This is a genomic window from Pseudomonas sp. 01L34 (assembly GCF_056400265.1).
This window is the reverse complement of sequence record NZ_JBFTSX010000010.1, coordinates 192,712-213,222: the sequence shown is the minus strand read 5'-3', so window position 1 is coordinate 213,222 and position 20,511 is coordinate 192,712. Positions and strand designations below refer to the sequence as shown.

At 58.7% G+C, this 20,511-nt stretch carries 13 protein-coding genes; 7 read left to right on the top strand and 6 right to left on the bottom strand.

Annotation, left to right across the window (positions count from 1 at the left end):
- Window positions 1-5: 5 nt before the first annotated feature.
- Window positions 6-4,199 carry a deaminase domain-containing protein gene (locus tag AC1DQM_RS27270; protein WP_442115276.1) on the bottom strand — a complete coding sequence of 1,398 codons (4,194 nt, stop codon included), beginning with the start codon at window positions 4,197-4,199 and terminating at the stop codon, window positions 6-8.
- Between the two features lie 218 nt (window positions 4,200-4,417).
- On the opposite strand from AC1DQM_RS27270, the gene AC1DQM_RS27265 reads away from it, so the two are divergent.
- Both AC1DQM_RS27265 and AC1DQM_RS27260 read left to right on the top strand, forming a co-directional pair.
- Complete coding sequence (locus AC1DQM_RS27265; RefSeq protein WP_436275193.1) at window positions 4,418-6,877, top strand: EAL domain-containing protein; 2,460 nt, start codon at window positions 4,418-4,420, stop codon at window positions 6,875-6,877.
- A gap of 77 nt (window positions 6,878-6,954) precedes the next feature.
- Window positions 6,955-7,716, top strand: coding sequence for an iron-containing redox enzyme family protein (locus AC1DQM_RS27260; RefSeq protein ID WP_218584820.1), 762 nt, complete (start codon window positions 6,955-6,957; stop codon window positions 7,714-7,716).
- Window positions 7,717-7,776: 60 nt separating this feature from the next.
- Here the strand turns inward: AC1DQM_RS27260 and AC1DQM_RS27255 are convergent, their stop codons facing one another.
- The 5 genes from AC1DQM_RS27255 to AC1DQM_RS27235 all read right to left on the bottom strand — a co-directional run bounded on the left by AC1DQM_RS27255 (window position 7,777) and on the right by AC1DQM_RS27235 (window position 12,792).
- A complete protein-coding gene (locus AC1DQM_RS27255) occupies window positions 7,777-8,703 on the bottom strand; it encodes a GGDEF domain-containing protein (RefSeq protein WP_018929860.1) in 927 nt (308 codons plus the stop codon).
- 374 nt (window positions 8,704-9,077) lie between these two features.
- Window positions 9,078-9,818: a YciK family oxidoreductase gene (locus AC1DQM_RS27250; protein WP_007939907.1), complete on the bottom strand. Its 741-nt coding sequence runs from the start codon at window positions 9,816-9,818 to the stop codon at window positions 9,078-9,080.
- A 207-nt stretch (window positions 9,819-10,025) separates the two neighbouring features.
- On the bottom strand, window positions 10,026-10,697 hold the full coding sequence (mupP, locus tag AC1DQM_RS27245; RefSeq protein ID WP_018929859.1) for an N-acetylmuramic acid 6-phosphate phosphatase MupP: 672 nt from the start codon (window positions 10,695-10,697) through the stop codon (window positions 10,026-10,028).
- Window positions 10,698-10,701: 4 nt separating this feature from the next.
- Window positions 10,702-11,400, bottom strand: a complete 699-nt coding sequence (gene ubiG, locus AC1DQM_RS27240) for a bifunctional 2-polyprenyl-6-hydroxyphenol methylase/3-demethylubiquinol 3-O-methyltransferase UbiG (protein WP_018929858.1) — start codon at window positions 11,398-11,400, stop codon at window positions 10,702-10,704.
- 57 nt (window positions 11,401-11,457) lie between these two features.
- Window positions 11,458-12,792, bottom strand: coding sequence for a TRZ/ATZ family hydrolase (locus tag AC1DQM_RS27235; RefSeq protein ID WP_477747120.1), 1,335 nt, complete (start codon window positions 12,790-12,792; stop codon window positions 11,458-11,460).
- Between the two features lie 108 nt (window positions 12,793-12,900).
- Here AC1DQM_RS27235 and mtnA point away from each other — a divergent pair, with 108 nt between their 5' ends.
- From mtnA to hisC, 5 genes are all read left to right on the top strand, one after another.
- A complete protein-coding gene (mtnA, locus tag AC1DQM_RS27230) occupies window positions 12,901-13,977 on the top strand; it encodes an S-methyl-5-thioribose-1-phosphate isomerase (protein ID WP_018929856.1) in 1,077 nt (358 codons plus the stop codon).
- A gap of 336 nt (window positions 13,978-14,313) precedes the next feature.
- Window positions 14,314-16,983: a DNA gyrase subunit A gene (gene gyrA / locus AC1DQM_RS27225; protein ID WP_204124572.1), complete on the top strand. Its 2,670-nt coding sequence runs from the start codon at window positions 14,314-14,316 to the stop codon at window positions 16,981-16,983.
- Between the two features lie 219 nt (window positions 16,984-17,202).
- On the top strand, window positions 17,203-18,288 hold the full coding sequence (gene serC / locus AC1DQM_RS27220; protein WP_086944626.1) for a 3-phosphoserine/phosphohydroxythreonine transaminase: 1,086 nt from the start codon (window positions 17,203-17,205) through the stop codon (window positions 18,286-18,288).
- Complete coding sequence (gene pheA / locus AC1DQM_RS27215) at window positions 18,288-19,382, top strand: prephenate dehydratase (protein WP_007899727.1); 1,095 nt, start codon at window positions 18,288-18,290, stop codon at window positions 19,380-19,382. Before serC ends, pheA begins: the two co-directional genes overlap by 1 nt.
- A gap of 12 nt (window positions 19,383-19,394) precedes the next feature.
- Window positions 19,395-20,507, top strand: a complete 1,113-nt coding sequence (gene hisC, locus AC1DQM_RS27210; protein ID WP_477747119.1) for a histidinol-phosphate transaminase — start codon at window positions 19,395-19,397, stop codon at window positions 20,505-20,507.
- Window positions 20,508-20,511 lie beyond the last annotated feature (4 nt).

Sequence of the window (20,511 nt, the reverse complement as noted above, 5' to 3'; positions counted from 1 at the left end):
CGAAGTCATTTCCAGGTCACTTGCAGTGCACCAGGGCTACCGTCATAACCAAATTGCTTCATGACGACGGCGCATGAGTCGCAAGGCGCCATAGTGGTGGCTATCGTGATGGAATCAAGATCTTTAGGGTCAGGGTATTTGGTTCGTATGACGCTGATGAGCTTGCTTTCGGTGTCCAGCGAAGTGGGGCGAGATGTGAGCGCAGGCGTGTACGTCTCAATATTGTCGATGGTGTGGGGGATCGCCTGTAGCTTGCCTTGGGAAGTTACGCTAAGTGCCGTCTCCGGGAAGCGCATTCCATTATCTATATTGAAGTAACTCGTACTGCCGACTTTTACTTCATCCATATTTCTGTTTTTGGCAAACAACGGCAAAAAGCCGGTGTCACGCTTGCTACCGGATACGCTGACATACACTTCACGCACCCCTGCCTTGGTCTTGATTTCGACGAACGCAATGTTCCTGGGGTTGTGCAAAGGCCGACCGGTTTTTTGCCTGATAAGTTCTTGTAGTTGCCGCATTGTGTCATCGATTTTTAATGCCTTGGGTCCGCCCTGAACCGACGACTCCAAGGTTATGACGGTTTTCTGAAACAGTGTGTTGAAAACCTCCGCAGTCGTATCCCGCACGCTGTCCGGCGTAGCCTTGGACAAGGACCAGGTCGCGGCGCCATCGGTGGAGTTCCTGATGATCATTCTTGTGGAGTGATCGAACAGGGCCGCTTCTGCTGGGCTGGTATCGACCTTGAGCAATCTGAGCGTATCGGGCGGATTGGCATGGCTACCGATCGAAATGGCAATTTCATCCATGGCTCTCAATGCGCGCTCCACCGCTTCCTGGCCATGGATTCTTACCATGTTATTGGAGTTCAGTGAGCCGGTGTACACCACCATTAACTCTTTCCTCAGTTCGTCAGGAAGGGTGTCGGCTTTTCTGAAGGTCAGGAGGTCTTTAACGCTTTGGCCCTTTGCGCGCGAGGTAACGTAAAAGTCTCCCGCGCTCAGCCGCGTGAACACGTAATGTTTTGAACCGTCGATTGACTCTACGATAGTTGCGCCCACGCGAAATTTATCGACGAGTTTTTGCCCGGATACGGGAACGCTGACCATGACCCGCCCATACATCCCTTTCTGAAACTCCAGTACGGCCTTGAGGGATGAATTGGCAGCTATTGAGGACACTTGCATCGGTGCCCTGCCTGTTGCGGGGGTGTAAATGGCGTCTCCGAACCAGGGGGCCCAGCCTTTGGTTTCATCGAAAGTAGCGATAGCAGGGGTAGGAGCCGGGTCGCGAGTGACGTAGCTTGTTTGACACAGCTCGGGACCAGGGGCGCGACGTACCCGGCAAGGCAAGGATCTGAACATTGCCTGATCATCAATCAAGTCGGCACGGCGCAGTTGGTTGCCGTCCAGTCGATAGGGAATGTCATCAACGAACAGTGTGGTTCGACCATCGACCTCAAGTACTTCACGGACATGGGCGTCTTTCGGAAGTTCTACCAGGACGTGGGATTCGGTAGGAGATAACGTTTTGAAGGTTGACCGGCCCTGTACGAGGTTTTTGCTGTGATTGTGCAGGCGGGGGCCGTAGGGCAAGGATGTCACTGGATCAACGGGGTGGAATCGGGTCAGGTCCGATGGGCTGGTATTGCGCACAAGTACATCATCGACACCGTTGACCGTTGCCAGTCGATCACCGCTTGCCAGCGGCTTCCAGCGCCCCGGATCGGTTGTCTGGGGCAGGTTGTGCACCAGTCGGTAGCTGTCGGCGTGTCCTGTCAGTTTCTTGAACCCGCTAACACCAATGCGTCCCGCCGTATGCAGTCCTTTCCACGCACCGCTTCCCAGTGTCTTGAGTAGTGTCGGGACCCCATCCAGCGGATTGAGGTTGCTCAGGGAAGCGGTCAGGAGTTTTCGGGTCAATGTTGAAAAGGAAGGCAGACTTGCTTTGACGGTCATTTGCGAGGCTTTGGCGCCCGCCCTGATCAGCCGCACCGAACCTGACATGAATTTCCCGACTGGGGTGAGGAATGAAGCCAGGTCCAGCACGACTCCGGCTACGCCTATGAGTATCTGCTCAATTTTGCCCGACAAAATGTCCTCGATACTGCCCCAGAAGGGTACAAGCCCTTTGGCTATTTCCAGGGTCGTACTGATCCTTTGTTCGCTTCTGGTCCTGATGGTGTCGAATGCCGTCACGCCGCGAGACTGGGTACGCAACAGCTGTTCGTCGACGAACAGGAAGTTCGTTGCAATGTAGTGGGCCACTGCATTCAAACGGGAGGATGCCAGCGCTGTTACTTCGCTATCGCTAACGGCTGCGATTGGCGATACAACTGTGGGCACGTCGCCTACCACGCCGAGGATCGCCACGCAGTACGCTCTGTCAGCAGGCTGCGTGCCATTTAAGTGAGCGGCCCAATCGAGAAGCAGCGTAGTGCTGATTTCAGCAGTATATGTTTGTCCGGGGATCGAGGCGTGCAATGGAAACGTGGTGCGAACCCCGTTGACTGTTGAAACTCTCAGGTGGGGTCGACGACGAATGACGCCAGCATTCGGGATCAGTTCGTAATAGGTAATTTCATGATTGTGGGTCACCTGTAGAACGAAACCTTTTCTTGGCCGGATGTCTCCCCTTGCCTTGATGAGTTTTTCGTCCAGGTGCAGGCTCAGCAAGCGGACGTCACCCCGTTCAAGGGCCTGGCGGTCGGTCAGTGGCAGTGAGGTCAGCAAACTGGCGATCAGGGGCTGATAGGCCGTCCTGATTTTCGAGAGGTAGTTTGTGAAGTCTGTTTCAAACTGCGTGTTGATATCGGGCAACGTCTTGCCTCCGTATCTGGTAATCACACGCCTTTCGATCCCCTCATGATCCTTGCGAAAGAGTTCCTCATGACGCAGGATTCGCTTGTCGTCGATCTTGATCCAGTGACGGGTTCGTGTTTTTCCGTCGGACCGGGTTACAAACCATTTTCTCTTGTCATCGAATTGGCCGTCGGCATAGACATCCAGGAATGCATAGCCTGGCAGCTTCAATGAGGGCGTGTCTTTGGGGCCGCCGCTCGGTGGATCATCGCGCAGCAACTTGAGCCCGTCCGATTCGAACATGGCCTCGCCAAACAGATCATCCTTTACCCGTTTGGCCATCTTCAATCTTTCAGGGGGTGGCAAGTCCAGTGCCATAATGGCGTTGTTCAGGCTCTTGCTGTGGCTTTCCAGCGCCGCCATCGCCCGTTTCATATCGTCCTCATCGTAATCGGATTTTGTTCGCGATTGAACGATGCCGCAGCAGACCGCCCATTCCAGTGCCGGCCCCATCCTCAGTCGAGTTATCTGCTCAAGTTGTTCGGGCGAGGCGTCGGCGCTCCGGCTCAGGGGCAAGTCGACGAGTTGTTGAAAGGACAGCGCTTGCAATCGATCAAGGCCGAGTTCATCTGCCAGCAGCACGCCGTGCATGAAGTTCACCCACACCACCGAACTTTTGTAAGGAAGGTCGGACGGGATATCGCGCACAGCGAAGTCCTTTGAGAGGCGGGTCTCGAACACCCGCGCGAGAAAGGCCGCCTCTTTTGCATCGGTCACCCGGTTGGTGCGCAGCAAGTGCTGTTCAAAATCGCTGCGCAGGGCCTGGTAGCTTTTGCCCCAGTGAGCCGTGTCTTGCCAGCGGAATCCGGCGACTTCCTGCGGCTCATCCGCTGACGGGGCTTGCAAGTAAAGGCATATGGCTTTGCATACGAGCTGATGGCGCACGGACGCCGAAGTTTGTTCGCCAGGGCCTGCGCCATACCACCTGAGCATCTTGAGCAGCCTGTCCCCCAGCTCTTTCGCTTCGACTGTGTTCAGTATTCGCTGGAGGAATACTGACGGCGTTGCTCGCAGTTGATCCATGGAGGTGGAAGCCAGTACAGAGGCGCCGAGATGACCGATTAACGAACGCTTGCCATTCAGGAAAGCCTTCACGATGTTGGTGATTTGAACATCGATGCGTTTTGCCTTGTAAGTGTCGATGGTCATGTGTTGCGCGAGGTTGGGGGCCCCGCGTTGAATAAGCTTGAACCCTCGTCGATCCTGGGCGGTGGTGCGCAGGCCGAAGTTTTCGATATCCGGGCCGTCGTCGAGTCCCAGAGCCTGTCTGGCGCGAAATTCTTCGTCTGCCGGTGACAGCGCCGGTTGATCGGGTGAAGGTGAAGACGTCTCTGTCATGTTGCACTCCTTTGAAAGGGATCCCGTAACGGATAGGGGGAGCCCGAAGTGCCCAGTAAACAGATCTCCAAACTGGCCTTGGCGGTATATATCTATATGGGGCGCACGTGTACGGCGTTGAGGTCGATCCTCTGCTTGCCGGTTTCGAGAACGCACCCTAGTCTAGCTGTAGCGATCACGTTGGATGATGATCTGGCGGTGCTAAAACAAGGGACCTCATGAATCAAGCGCGGACTCTCGGAACGCCACGGCTGTTGGGCATCGTCTGGCCATTTATTGCCGTTGTGTTGTTTCAGGCACTGTTGGGCGGCGTCAGTCTTTACGTTCTTTCAGCGGTTCGTGGCTACGTCGGCGGTGAGAGCCTGTGGTCCAAGGGCCAGAAAGACGCCATCTATTACCTCAATCTCTACGCCGACAGTCGCGACGAGACGATTTTTCTCAAATACCAGAACGCGATTGCCGTGCCTCAGGGCGGCCATGAGTTGCGTATGGCGCTGGATCATCAGCCACCGAATATCGAGGCCGCGCGGCTCGCGATTCTCAAGGGCGGCAATCACCCGGACGACGTCCCCAGCCTGATTTGGCTGTACCTCAATTTCCGGCATTTCAGTTACCTGGAAAAAGCCATCGAGCTCTGGACGATCGGTGACGCGTACCTGGTGCGGCTCGATGACGTCGCGCGGGAAATGCATCAGGGTATCGTCGATAACCAGGCCACCGATGCCGACATCAAGCGCTGGAAGGTGCAGATTTTGGCCATCAACGATGGTGTGACGCCCCCTGCCAAAGCGTTCAGCGATGCCTTGGGCGAGGGCTCGCGCATGATTCTCCGGCTGCTGCTGGCGACGAACCTCGCCACCGCGCTGGGCCTGATCGTGCTGGCGTTGCTGCGTACCCACAAACTGCTCGAACAGCGGCATGCCTTCGCCGATGCCTTGCAGTTGGAGAAAGACCGGGCGCAGATCACCCTGCAATCGATTGGCGACGGGGTGATCACCACCGACGTCGAGGGCGCGATTGCCTACATGAACCCGGCCGCCGAGGCCTTGACTCACTGGAAGGCCGAACAGGCGACGGGGTTGCCATTGGCGGCGCTGTTCAATCTGCTGGACGAGAACGCTCAGGCCGACGGTTTTACCTTGATCGAACACATTTTGAGCGGCCAGCTCAGCGGCGGCAGCGAACATTCCAAACTGATCCAGCGACTGGATGGCAGCACGGTTTCGGTCACCCTGGTCGGTGCGCCGATCCGTAACGCGGGCAAGGTCAGTGGCACCGTGCTGGTGCTGCATGACATGACCCAGGAGCGGCAGTACATCGCCAATCTGTCCTGGCAGGCGACCCATGACGCCTTGACCGGGCTGACCAACCGCCGCGAATTCGAATATCGCCTGGAACAGGCCCTGCATAGCCTGATGCGACAAGCGGGGCGTCACGCCTTGATGTTCCTCGATCTGGATCAATTCAAACTGGTCAACGACACCTGCGGTCATGCTGCCGGCGATGAGTTGTTGCGGCATATTTGTGCGTTGCTGCAATCAGGATTGCGCGAAGGCGACACCCTGGCCCGATTGGGGGGTGACGAGTTCGGCATTCTGTTGGAAAACTGTGCGCCGGAAGCGGCTGAGAAAATTGCCGAAGTCCTGCGCCAGACTGTGCAGAACCTGCATTTTGTCTGGAAAGGCCGACCGTTCGTGACCACGGTGAGCATTGGTCTGGTGCACGTCACTCAGAGTCCGGCCACCCTCGAGGCCTCGCTGCGAGCCGCTGATATGGCCTGTTACATGGCCAAGGAAAAGGGCCGCAACCGGGTTCAGGTCTATCACGCCGACGATTCGGAACTGTCCCTGCGCTATGGCGAGATGGCTTGGGTGCAGCGCCTGCACATGGCGTTGGAGGAGGACCGCTTTTGCCTGTACTCCCAGGAAATCGCGCCTCTGGGTCTTGGCGAGCGGGACGGCGGACATATCGAAATCCTGCTGCGCCTGCATGACGAAGCCGGGCGCATGATTCTGCCGGACAGTTTCATTCCGGCCGCCGAGCGTTATGGTTTGATGACGTCGCTTGACCGCTGGGTGGTGGAGAACGTTTTCAAGGTCATTGCCCAGGCCATCGCCCAAGAGGGCGAAGAGCCGCTGGCCATGTGTGCGATAAATCTGTCAGGTATTACTATCGGAGATGAGGCGTTTCTGGACTTCCTTCGTGAACAGTTTGTTGCATATTCAATTCCGCCTGAAATGATTTGTTTTGAAATTACAGAAACCAGCGCGATTTCCAATTTGCCTAGCGCAATTAGATTTATTAATGAACTCAAAGGCTTAGGTTGCCACTTCTCATTAGATGACTTCTGTGCCGGTATGTCCTCATTCGCTTACCTGAAACATTTACCTGTAGACTTCCTGAAGATCGACGGGAGTTTCGTAAAGGATATGCTGGACGACCCGATTAACCGCGCCATGGTCGAAGTGATCAATCACATCGGGCATGTCATGGGTAAGCGCACGATTGCCGAGTTCGTTGAAACACCTCAGATCGAGCAGGCATTGCTGGAGATCGGGGTGGATTACGCTCAAGGGTATCTGATTGAACGCCCGCATCTGTTTACCTGCGACAGTTTACAAAGTCGTCCTGCCAGACCCCGGCCTTTGTTATTCAAGGCGCCCGGCACATTCCGTTGAAAGCTCCTGTCGATCTTGAAATCACAATCAAAAGGAGCGCGACAGTGATCGACACATTCAACAGAACCGGACCCCTCATGGAAGCTGCAAGTTACCCCGCCTGGGCTCAGCAATTGATTCAGGATTGCAGTGAGAGCAAGCGCCGCGTCGTCGAACATGAACTGTACCAGCGGATGCGCGATAACAAGCTCAGCGCAAAGACCATGCGTCAGTACCTCATTGGTGGCTGGCCGGTGGTCGAACAGTTCGCCTTATACATGGCACAGAACCTGGCCAAGACCCGTTTTGCACGCCACCCTGGCGAAGACATGGCGCGTCGCTGGCTGATGCGCAATATTCGCGTCGAACTGAACCATGCCGATTACTGGGTGCACTGGAGCCGTGCTCACGGTATCAGCCTGGAAGATCTGCAGGCGCAACAGGTTGCCCCTGAACTTCACGCCTTGAGTCACTGGTGCTGGCACACCAGTTCGTCGGACTCGTTGATCGTGGCTATCGCCGCCACCAACTATGCCATCGAGGGTGCTACCGGGGAGTGGTCGGCGCTGGTCTGTTCCAGTGGTGTCTATGCGGCATCGTTCCCCGAGGAAGATCGCAAGCGGGCCATGAAGTGGTTGAAGATGCACGCCCAGTACGACGATGCCCATCCTTGGGAAGCGCTGGAAATCATCTGCACCCTGGCGGGGCTGAACCCGAGCAAATCCCTGCAAATGGAATTGCGTCAGGCAGTCTGCAAAAGTTACGACTACATGTACCTGTTCCTGGAGCGATGCATGCAGTTGGAACTGGCGGCAAAAGCCCCGGTAGTCCGTGAGCGGATGGCGTTGGCCGAGAGCTAAAAGACGCAGCCTACGGCAGCTTGTAGGAGCTGCCGTAGGCTGCGATCTCTTCGAAAATATCTACCCCGCCATCGCCAACCGGTTACGCCCCTCGCGCTTGGCCACATACAGCGCACTGTCGGCTCGTCGCAACAGGCTCTCGGCAGACTCGCCGGGCAGCAGGGTCGAGCAACCCAGGCTGACCGTCAGTTCGATGGTCTTGCCTTCGGCCACATAGTCCTGGGCCTGCGCAGCGAACCGCAGTCGTTCGCCGACCATGGCCGCGGCTTCCCGGCTGGTGTTGGACAGCAGGATCATGAATTCTTCGCCTCCAAACCGGAACACCATGTCCACGTTACGCAACTGGCTTTTGATCGAGGCCGCGACGGCCTTGAGCACTTCATCGCCGGCGCTGTGCCCGTAGGTGTCGTTGATCTGTTTGAAGTGATCGATGTCCAGCATCAGCAGCGACAGGGGCTGTGAGTGTCGGCGCGACATCTCGATTTCCCGTTGCAGCGTCTGATCCATCGCGATGCGATTGCCGGTGTCGGTCAGCGGGTCGCGCAAGGCGCTTTGGGTGGCGGCACGGTAGAGCAGGGCATTGCGCATCGGGTAGAGAAGCGCTGATAACAGCGATTCCAGATGGCCTTGCTCTTCATCGCTGAAACGCTGATTGCGACGGAACACCAGTTCACCCAATTGCTCGCCTTCATGACTGAGGCTGTAGCTGATCGAATGATGACCTCGCTGGCCGAACTGCAGGCGCAAGTCGCTGGGCTGATGCTCATAATTCAAGGCATCCAGCGGTACAAGGCGCTGAATTTCACGGAAGAAAAGTCCGAGAATGCGTTGCGGCTCAAGACTGGTTTGCAGTTGCAGGCCCAGCTCCTGACGCAATTGCGCAAGACTGACGGGCCGCTCCAGAAGGGGAGGCTGCTGACCAAAGCCCAGGCGTTGCAATTTGGCGCTGTCGAAGTCAATTGCGTTGGTCTGGGAAGGCGATTTCATATGGCGTGAGCCCCTAAACAGTAAGACTGTCTTACAGGCTGGGTGAGAGCGGCTTTGGGCTGCGCGTCATACTGGTCCATCAGTCCCGTAGGACATTTGGCACGAGTTTAGTCCGCTTTGCCGAAGATTAGTAACCTCTCGGCTCGAGCTCTGCCCCGTCTGCTTTCACACGGCGTGTCTGAGCAAAATTAGAGCGAAAGTCGTGCCATTCGGTTCAGTCGGTTAAAAAGCGTTCTAAATCAACAAGGTTGGGGAGGTTGCGAAGGATGGTGTCGGGGGTATTGGCATTTATTTGACTTGAAACAGCAACAGTTATCACGGGCTTTGCGTGCCGCGACGGGAAGTCGTCGCGGCACAAAAGCGACGCACGGGCATTACTGAGCGTCGAACGCCTGACCGTTGATGCCGGTACTGTCCGGCCCCATCAAGTAAAGGTAGACCGGCATGATCTCCTCGGGTGTCGGGTTGTTCAGCGGATTTTCCCCAGGGTAGGCCTGAGCGCGCATGCTGGTGCGGGTGGCGCCGGGGTTGATGCTGTTGGAGCGCACGGGGGCGACGGTGTCTACTTCGTCGGCCAGGGTTTGCATCAGGCCTTCGGTGGCGAACTTGGACACACCGTAAGCGCCCCAATACGCACGACCCTTGCGACCGACGCTGCTGGAGGTGAACACCACCGAGGCGTCCTGCGATAGCTTGAGCAGCGGCAGCAGGGTGCTGGTGAGCATGAACATGGCGTTGACGTTGACCTGCATGACGCGCATGAAGTTCTCGCCGGACAACTGCTCGATCGGTGTGCGTGGGCCGATGATCGACGCGTTGTGAAGCAAGCCGTCGAGGTGGCCGAATTCGGTTTCGATCATGGCCGCCAGTTCATCGTATTGGTGGGGCAGGGCGGTTTCCAGGTTGAACGGGATCACCACCGGTTGTGGATGCCCGGCCGCTTCGATTTCGTCGTAGACCTGAGTCAGATTGGCTTCGGTCTTGCCCAGCAGCAACACGGTGGCGCCATGTGCGGCGTAGGTTTTCGCGGCGGCAGCACCGATGCCTCGGCCAGCGCCGGTGACCAGGATGACCCGGTCCTTGAGCAATTCAGGACGGGCGGAATAATCAAACATAAAAAACCTCACAACAATTCAACGTAGGCATGCATCGCATCTGTGGCAAGAGCGCTTATTGTGGCGAGGGGGCTTGCCCCCGTTGGGTCGCGAAGCGGCCCTCCATTCGCTACCTTCAGCCAGACCGTGTTCTCTGGATTTACGACTGCTTCGCAGCCGAACGGGGGCAAGCCCCCTCGCCACAAATGCTTCCTGTTGCCAGTCAGATCAGCAACTGCACAAAGCGCTATCCAGCACCAGGCGCAACTCCATTGGATGATCGACCACCACATCCGCGCCCCAATGCCGTGGGTTATCCTCCGGATGAATGTAGCCGTAGGTCACGGCGGCTGTTCTGGTGCCGGCATCGCGGCCGGATTCGATATCGCGCAGGTCGTCGCCGACGAACAGCACGCTGGCGGGATCGAGGTCGAGCATCTTGCACGCCAGGATCAACGGCTCCGGGTCCGGTTTGCTGTTCTTCACATGATCCGGGCAGATCAGCAGCGCCGAACGCTCGGCCAGCCCCAATTGCTGCATGATCGGCTCGGCGAAGCGCAGCGGCTTGTTGGTGACCACGCCCCAGATCAGGTTGGCCTTCTCGATGTCGGCCAGCAATTCGCCCATGCCATCGAAGAGCTTGCTGTGCACCGCGCAACCTTTGACATAGCGCTCCAGAAACTCCAGGCGCAGCTCCTCGAAGCCCGGCGATTCCGGGTCCATCGAGAAAGTCACTGCAACCATCGCCCTGGCGCCGCCGGAGATTTCGTCACGGATGTGCTTGTCGTTCATCGGCGGCAAACCACGCTCGGCACGCATCGCCTGGCAGATGGCGATGAAGTCCGGCGCGGTGTCGAGCAGGGTGCCGTCCATGTCGAAAAGAACTGCTCTGATACGCATCGGCTTACTCCTCGCGCAGGGTCTGGATCATGTAGTTGACGTCGACATCGGATGCCAGTTTGTAGTGCTTGGTCAGCGGGTTGTAGGTCAGGCCGATGATGTCCTTGACGGTCAGGCCGGCCATGCGACTCCAGGCACCGAGCTCGGAAGGGCGGATGAATTTCTTGAAGTCGTGAGTGCCACGCGGCAGCAGCTTCATGATGTATTCGGCGCCGACGATGGCGAACAGATAGGCCTTCGGATTGCGGTTGATGGTGGAGAAGAACACCTGGCCGCCAGGCTTGACCATGCGGAAGCAGGCGCGGATCACCGAGGACGGATCCGGAACGTGTTCAAGCATTTCCAGGCAGGTGACGACGTCGAACTGCTCAGGCATTTCTTCGGCCAGGGCTTCGGCGGTGATTTGCCGGTACTCGACGTTTACGCCGGATTCCAGTTGATGCAATTGCGCGACCGCCAGCGGCGCTTCGCCCATGTCGATGCCCATCACGGTGGCGCCGCGCTGGGCCATGGCTTCGCTGAGGATGCCGCCGCCGCAACCGACGTCGAGGACTTTCTTGCCGGCCAGATTGACGCGCTCGTCGATCCAGTTGACCCGCAGGGGGTTGATGTCGTGCAGCGGTTTGAACTCGCTTTCGCGGTCCCACCAGCGATGGGCCAGGGCTTCGAATTTGGCGATTTCGGCGTGGTCGACGTTGCTCATGGTGTCAGTCCTCTAAAACTTGAAAAATTCTGTTGCCCCGGTGTTGGTCCAGGGTGCTTACGATTCGGTGTGGCCGCTGATGCGCCTGCCCCAGGCCTTGGCGGTGGCGCACAGTTGCGCTTCATCCAGGCGGGTCAGGCGGCGGTCGTCGAGCAGTTGCTTGCCGGCGACCCAAAGGTGTTTCACGCAGTCGCGGCCAGTGGCATATATAAGTTGCGAAACCGGGTCGTAGACCGGTTGCTGCGCCAGGCCCGACAGGTCGAATGCGACGATGTCTGCCGCTTTGCCGACTTCCAGCGAACCGGTTTGCGCTTCGATTCCCAGCGCGCGGGCGCCATTGAGCGTGGCCATGCGCAGGGCGCGATGGGCGTCCAGCGCGGTGGCCGAGCCGGCGACAGCCTTGGCCAGCAATGCGGCGGTGCGGGTTTCACCAAGCAGGTCCAGGTCATTATTGCTGGCCGCGCCATCGGTGCCGACTGCCACATTCACCCCAGCCTGCCACAAGCGCTCGACCGGGCAGAAGCCACTGGCCAGCTTCAGGTTCGACTCCGGGCAATGAATCACATTGGTGTTACTTTCTACCAGCAGCGCCAGGTCTTCATCGCTGATCTGGGTCATGTGAACGGCCTGGAAGCGCGGCCCGAGCAGGCCCAGGCGGCCGAGGCGGGCCAGCGGGCGTTCGCCGCGCTGCTCCACCGACTGCTGCACTTCGAAGGCGGTTTCGTGGACATGCATGTGAATCGAGGCGTCCAGCTCTTCGGCGATCACCCGGATTTTTTCCAGGTTTTCGTCGCCCACGGTGTACGGGGCATGGGGGCCGAAGGTGACTTTGATCCGTTCGTGATGCTTGAGATCGCCGAATAATTCGACGCCCTGACGAATGGCTTCATCCGCCGTGCTGGCGCCTGGAATCGGGAAATCGAGGATCGGAATGGCGATTTGGGCGCGAATGCCGCTGTTATGTACGCGTTCGCTGGCGACCTTCGGGAAGAAATACATGTCAGAGAAGCAGGTGATGCCACCTTTGATCTGCTCGGCGATGGCCAGGTCCGTGCCGTCGCGTACGAACGCCTCGTCGACCCATTCGGCTTCGGCCGGCCAGATGTGGTTTTCCAACCAGGTCATCAGCGGCAGATCGTCGGCCAGGCCACGGAACAGCGTCATTGCTGCATGCCCGTGGGCATTGATCAGGCCCGGGCTGAGCAGCATGCCCGGCAATTCGCGCACTTCGGTTGCGTTAAGCTTCAAGGCTGCTGCGCGTGGGCCGATAAACACGATACGACCGTCGCGGATACCCAGGGCATGCTCTTTAAGGACCACGCCAGCCGGTTCGACGGGTACCAGCCAGGTCGGCAGCAATAATAGGTCGAGCGCAGCGGTGGGGGTCGGCATCGAGAGTCGGTTCCAGTGCTTTTGTAAAGGATGGCGAAGTATACCCGAGCGTCTTCGCGGGGGGATCGCTATAATCGGCGGCTTTTGTTCATGAGTGCGGGGTGTGGGATGCGCGATCGACTGTTGGCTGCGGAGAAGGTGAAGGCCATCGATTGGCGTGATGGCGCACTGTACTTGCTGGATCAGCGTATTTTGCCGTTCGAGGAAACCTGGATCGCCTACACCAGCGCTGCGGGTGTGGCCGAAGCCATTCGCTCGATGGTGGTGCGCGGTGCGCCGGCTATTGGCATCAGTGCGGCCTATGGCGTGGTGCTGGCGGCCCGTACCCGTTTTGCCGAAGGTGGCGACTGGCAAGCGGCGCTGGAAGAGGATTTCGCGCTGCTGGCCGACTCCCGTCCGACCGCGGTCAATCTGTTCTGGGCCTTGGGTCGCATGCGTGAGCGGCTTGAGCGCCTGAGGGAGCACGCCGATCCGCTGTCGGTGCTGGAAGCCGAAGCCATCGCCATCCACGAAAGTGATCGCGAAGCCAACCTGACCATGGCCCAGTTGGGTGTCGACCTGATCCGCAAACATCAAGGCAACGCCCAGGCGATCCTCACGCATTGCAACACCGGTGCACTGGCCACCGGTGGTTTCGGCACGGCGCTGGGGGTGATTCGCGGGGCGTTCATCGAAGGCATGGTCGAGCGCGTCTACGCCGACGAAACCCGGCCATGGCTGCAAGGTTCGCGATTGACTGCGTGGGAATTGGCCAATGAGGGTATTCCGGTGACCCTCAATGTCGATTCCGCTGCCGCGCACATCATGAAAACCAAGGGTGTGACCTGGGTGATCGTCGGCGCCGACCGGATTACCGCCAATGGCGATGTGGCGAACAAGATCGGTACCTACCAGTTGGCGGTCAACGCCATGCACCACGGCGTGCGCTTCATGGTGGTGGCGCCGAGTTCGACCATCGACATGAATCTGGCCAGTGGCGACGAGATTCCTATCGAAGAGCGTGATGGCCGCGAGTTGCTGGAAGTTGGCGGCAAGCGGGTGGGGGCAGATGTGGAAGCGTTCAACCCGGTTTTCGACGTGACCCCGGCCGACCTGATCGATGCGATCGTCACCGAAAAAGGCATCGTCGAGCGTCCGGACACCGCGAAAATGGCTCAATTGATGTGCCGCAAGCGTCTGCATTAAATCATTCAGGCTGCACGAAATCGGTGTTTACAAGTGAAAAATACGGTTGAATGCCGGTTGATCACGCCTCTAAGCCCCTCTCGTCTCCTTCAAGCCTGTCACCGGTCAACTAACTATGCTCCATGCGCATCTGGGGGATAGGTGCGTGGCGGCTCTTGTGATAACATCCGGCGGTTTCCAGGGTAGCCTGATGTGGCTGCCTTTACTGCGCAGATCCATGGCATAACTCGTTGATTTGTCGTAAGTCGGTGCATGGCACTCAGTCTGTACCGGCGAGCTTCGTTCGTCCCATATGGATGTGACGAAGTTTCACCAGAAAAAGGAATCAGGCTTCTCATGGGCGAACTGGCCAAAGAAATCCTCCCGGTCAATATCGAAGACGAGCTGAAGCAGTCCTACCTCGACTACGCGATGAGCGTTATTGTCGGGCGGGCACTGCCGGATGCGCGCGATGGCTTGAAGCCCGTGCACCGGCGTGTGCTGTTCGCGATGAGCGAGCTGGGCAACGACTTCAACAAGCCGTACAAGAAATCTGCCCGTGTTGTCGGTGACGTGATCGGTAAGTATCACCCGCACGGTGATACCGCGGTGTACGACACCATCGTTCGGATGGCGCAGCCATTCTCGCTGCGTTACCTGCTGGTGGACGGTCAGGGCAACTTCGGTTCGGTGGACGGCGACAACGCCGCGGCCATGCGATACACCGAAGTACGCATGACCAAGCTGGCGCACGAGCTGCTGGCCGACCTGCATAAAGAAACCGTGGACTGGGTGCCGAACTACGACGGCACCGAAATGATCCCCGCGGTCATGCCGACCAAGATCCCCAACCTGCTGGTCAACGGCTCCAGCGGTATTGCCGTGGGCATGGCGACCAACATTCCGCCGCACAACCTCGGTGAAGTCATCGACGGTTGCCTGGCACTCATCGACAATCCGGAGCTGACTGTCGATGAGCTGATGCAATACATCCCCGGTCCGGACTTCCCGACCGCCGCGATCATCAACGGTCGCGCCGGCATCATCGAAGCCTACCGCACCGGTCGCGGGCGCATTTACATGCGTGCCCGCTCGATCATCGAAGACATCGACAAGGTCGGTGGCCGTCAGCAGATCGTCATCACCGAACTCCCTTACCAGCTGAACAAGGCCCGTCTGATCGAGAAGATCGCCGAGCTGGTCAAAGAGAAGAAGCTCGAAGGCATCACCGAGCTGCGCGACGAGTCCGACAAGGACGGTATGCGCGTCGTGATCGAGCTGCGTCGCGGTGAAGTGCCTGAGGTGATCCTCAACAACCTCTACGCCCAGACTCAACTGCAAAGCGTGTTCGGCATCAACATCGTCGCGCTGATCGACGGCCGTCCGCGGATACTCAACCTCAAGGATCTGCTGGAAGCCTTCGTTCGTCACCGTCGCGAAGTCGTGACCCGTCGTACCGTGTTCGAGCTGCGTAAAGCGCGCGAACGTGGCCACATCCTGGAAGGTCAAGCGGTTGCCCTGTCGAACATCGACCCGGTCATCGCCCTGATCAAGGCTTCGCCGACCCCGTCGGAAGCCAAGGAAGCGCTGATCAGCACGCCTTGGGAGTCCTCTGCGGTGGTCGCGATGGTCGAACGTGCCGGCGCCGATTCGTGCCGTCCGGAAAACCTCGATCCGCAATACGGTCTGCGCGACGGCAAGTACTTCCTGTCGCCAGAGCAGGCGCAAGCCATTCTGGAGCTGCGTCTGCACCGTTTGACTGGTCTGGAGCACGAAAAGCTGCTGGCCGAGTATCAAGAGATCCTCAATCAGATCGGCGAGCTGATCCGCATCCTCAACAGCGCCACGCGCCTGATGGAAGTGATCCGCGAAGAGTTGGAAGTGATCCGTGCCGAGTACGGCGATGTGCGTCGCACCGAGATTCTCGATGCCCGTCTCGACCTGACCCTGGGCGACATGATCCCGGAAGAAGAGCGCGTCGTGACCATTTCCCACGGTGGCTACGCCAAGACCCAGCCTTTGGCTGCGTACCAGGCTCAGCGTCGTGGCGGTAAAGGTAAATCGGCTACCGGCGTGAAGGATGAGGACTACATTGCTCACCTGCTGGTCGCCAACAGCCACACCACGCTGCTGCTGTTCTCCAGCAAAGGCAAAGTGTACTGGCTGAAAACCTACGAAATCCCGGAAGCCTCCCGCGCGGCCCGTGGTCGTCCGCTGGTCAACCTGCTGCCGCTGGACAGTGATGAATACATCACCACCATGCTGCCGGTCGAGGAATACACCGAAGGTCACTTCATCTTCATGGCCACTGCCAAAGGCACCGTGAAGAAGACCCCGCTGGAATCCTTCAGCCGTCAACGCAGCGTCGGTCTGATCGCGCTGGAGCTGGATGAAGGCGACGTACTGATCTCTGCGGCCATTACCGATGGCGATCGCGAAGTCATGCTGTTCTCCGACGGCGGCAAGGTGACTCGCTTCAAGGAAACCGACGTTCGCGCCATGGGCCGTACCGCTCGCGGTGTCCGCGGCATGCGTCTGCCGGAAGGCCAGAAGCTGATTTCCATGCTGATCCCGGAAGAAGGCAGCCAGATCCTCACCGCTTCGGCGCGTGGTTTCGGCAAGCGCACCGCGATCACCGAGTTCCCTGAGTACAAACGTGGCGGTCAAGGCGTTATCGCCATGGTCAGCAACGAGCGTAACGGCCGTCTGGTCGGCGCGGTCCAGGTGCTCGACGGCGAGGAAATCATGCTGATTTCCGACCAGGGTACTTTGGTTCGTACCCGCGTCGACGAAGTGTCCAGCCTGGGCCGTAACACCCAGGGCGTGACCCTGATCAAGCTGGCCAACGATGAAACGCTGGTGGGCCTGGAGCGAGTTCAGGAGCCGTCGGAAGTCGAAGGCGAAGAGCTTGAAGGCGAAGGGCTTGCAGGTGAAGAGGATGCAGTGTTCGAGGGTGAGGTCGTGATCGACGATGTTGCCGACGACCAGCAACTCGACGCCGCCGCCGACGAAGAGCCGCAGGAGTAAGCGGGCAAGCAGGGGGCGGATGAAGATTCGCCCCCTTGTTGTTTGTCCTCAGGGAACTGCGGAATTGTTTTTAATGTAGGAGCTGTCGAGCGAAGCGAGGCTGCGATCTCTTGATCTGGCTCTTGCTTTCGCTCAGCACTAAAAGATCGCAGCCTCGCTCTGCTCGACAGCTCCTACAGATTTATTGCGTGATACCACCAAATCAGAGCGAGATTGGATGTGAGCAAGAGAGCCTATAACTTCTGTGCCGGTCCTGCGGCGCTTCCCGAAGCTGTCCTGAAGCGCGCCCAGGCTGAACTCCTTGATTGGCACGGCAAGGGCCTGTCGGTCATGGAAATGAGCCATCGCAGCGATGAGTTCGTGTCCATTGCCACCAAGGCCGAGCAGGATCTGCGTGATCTGCTGAATATCCCCTCGAACTATAAAGTGCTGTTTCTGCAAGGTGGCGCGAGCCAGCAATTTGCTCAGATTCCGCTGAACCTGTTGCCGGAAAGCGGCACCGCCGACTATATCGACACCGGTATCTGGTCTCAGAAGGCGATCGAAGAAGCCTCGCGCTACGGCCACGTCAACGTTGCCGCAACCGCCAAGCCTTACGACTATTTCGCTGTGCCTGGTCAGAACGAATGGAACCTGTCGAAAGATGCGGCCTACGTTCACTACGCGCCGAACGAAACCATCGGCGGCCTGGAATTCCAGTGGATCCCGGAAACCGGTGATGTGCCGCTGGTCGCCGACATGTCCTCGGACATTCTTTCGCGCCCGGTGGATGTCTCGCGTTTCGGCATGATCTACGCCGGCGCCCAGAAAAACATCGGCCCGAGCGGCATCGTCGTCAACATCGTTCGCGAAGACCTGCTGGGTAACGCCCGTTCCATCTGCCCGACCATGCTCAACTACAAGGTCGCGGCCGACAACGGCTCGATGTACAACACACCGCCAACACTGGCCTGGTACTTGTCCGGCCTGGTGTTCGAATGGCTGAAAGAGCAGGGCGGCGTCGAAGCCATCGGCAAGCTCAATGAAGTGAAGCAGCGCACGCTGTACGACTTCATCGACGCCAGCGGCTTGTACAGCAACCCGATCAACAAGTCGGACCGCTCGTGGATGAACGTGCCGTTCCGTCTGGCCGACGATCGTCTCGACAAGCCGTTCCTGGCCGGTGCCGACGAACGTGGCCTGTTGAACCTCAAAGGTCACCGTTCCGTGGGCGGCATGCGTGCCTCCATCTATAACGCCGTCGATATCGTTGCAGTCAACGCACTGGTTTCGTACATGGCAGAGTTCGAGAAGGAACACGGCTAATGTCTGAGCAAGAACTCAAGGCACTGCGCCTGCGCATTGATGCTCTGGACGAAAAGGTCCTGGAGCTGATCAGTGAGCGCGCACGCTGCGCCCAGGAAGTTGCGCGAGTAAAGATGGCCTCGCTGGCCGAAGGCGAAGTGCCGGTGTTCTATCGTCCTGAGCGTGAAGCTCAGGTGCTCAAGCGCGTGATGGAGCGTAACCAGGGGCCGCTGGGCAACGAAGAGATGGCGCGGCTGTTCCGCGAAATCATGTCCTCGTGCCTGGCCCTCGAGCAGCCGCTGAAAGTGGCTTACCTCGGCCCTGAAGGTACCTTCACTCAGGCTGCGGCCATGAAGCACTTCGGTCACGCGGTGATCAGCAAGCCAATGGCGGCGATCGACGAAGTGTTCCGTGAAGTGGCGGCCGGTGCGGTGAACTTTGGCGTGGTCCCGGTGGAAAACTCCACCGAAGGCGCGGTCAACCACACTCTCGACAGCTTCCTCGAACACGACATGGTGATCTGTGGCGAAGTCGAGCTGCGTATTCACCATCACCTGTTGGTTGGCGAAAACACCAAGACCGACAGCATCAGCCGCATCTATTCCCACGCCCAGTCCCTGGCCCAGTGCCGCAAGTGGCTGGACGCCCATTACCCGAATGTCGAGCGCGTGGCGGTGTCCAGCAACGCCGAAGCGGCCAAACGGGTCAAGGGTGAGTGGAACTCGGCAGCGATTGCCGGCGACATGGCTGCCGGCCTCTACGGGTTGACCCGTCTGGCTGAGAAAATCGAGGATCGCCCGGACAACTCCACGCGATTCCTGATGATCGGCAGCCAGGAAGTGCCGCCGACCGGTGACGACAAGACCTCGATCATCGTTTCCATGAGCAACAAACCCGGCGCTCTCCACGAGTTGCTGGTGCCGTTCCACGACAATGGCATCGATCTGACACGGATCGAGACCCGTCCGTCGCGCAGCGGTAAATGGACCTACGTGTTCTTCATCGACTTCGTCGGCCATCACCGCGACCCGCTGGTCAAAGGTGTGCTGGAAAAGATCAGTCAGGAAGCGGTGGCACTCAAGGTGCTGGGTTCCTACCCGAAAGCAGTTCTCTAAGGGCGGTAGCAAATGAGTGGCAACTTCCTCGCTCTGGCACAGCCGGGCGTGCAACAACTTTCGCCTTACGTTCCGGGCAAGCCTGTGGACGAACTGGCCCGTGAGCTGAACCTCGATCCGGCCAGCATCGTCAAGCTGGCGAGCAACGAAAACCCGTTGGGCGCCAGTCCCAAGGCGCTGGCGGCGATTCGCGAAGCGCTGGCCGAGCTGACCCGCTATCCGGACGGCAATGGTTTTGCGCTCAAAACCCTGTTGGCCGATCAGTGTCGCGTCGAGCTGAACCAAGTGACGCTGGGCAACGGCTCCAACGATATTCTGGAGCTGGTGGCGCGTGCCTATCTGGCGCCGGGCCTGAACGCGGTGTTCAGCGAGCATGCGTTTGCGGTCTATCCGATCGCGACCCAGGCCGTTGGTGCCCAGGCAAAAGTGATCCCGGCCAAAGACTGGGGTCATGATCTGCCGGCGATGCTGGCCGCGATCGATGCCGATACCCGCGTGGTGTTCATCGCCAACCCGAACAACCCGACCGGGACCTGGTTCGATGCCGAGGCGCTGGATGAATTCCTGCAGGACGTTCCGGCCCATGTGCTGGTGGTGCTGGACGAGGCCTACATCGAGTACGCCGAAGGCAGCGACTTGCCGGATGGCCTGGACTATCTGGCGGCCTATCCGAACCTGCTGGTCTCGCGCACCTTCTCGAAGGCCTATGGTCTGGCGTCGCTGCGGGTCGGCTACGGTTTGTCCTCGGCCATCGTCGCCGATGTGCTCAATCGCGTGCGTCAGCCGTTCAACGTCAACAGCCTCGCGCTGGCCGCCGCTTGTGCCGCGCTGCAAGACGTCGAGTACCTGGCTGAAAGCCGTCGCCTGAACCAATCCGGCATGCAGCAGCTTGAGGCGGGTTTCCGTGAGTTGGGGCTGAGCTGGATTCCATCCAGAGGCAACTTCATCTGTGTCGATCTGGGTCGCATTGCTGCCCCGGTTTTCCAGGGGTTGCTGCGCGAAGGCGTGATCGTGCGTCCGGTGGCCAACTACGGCATGCCGAATCACCTGCGCATCACCATCGGTTTGCCAGCGGAAAACAGCCGCTTCCTCGAGGCGCTGACCAAGGTTATGGCTCGTGGTTGATGTC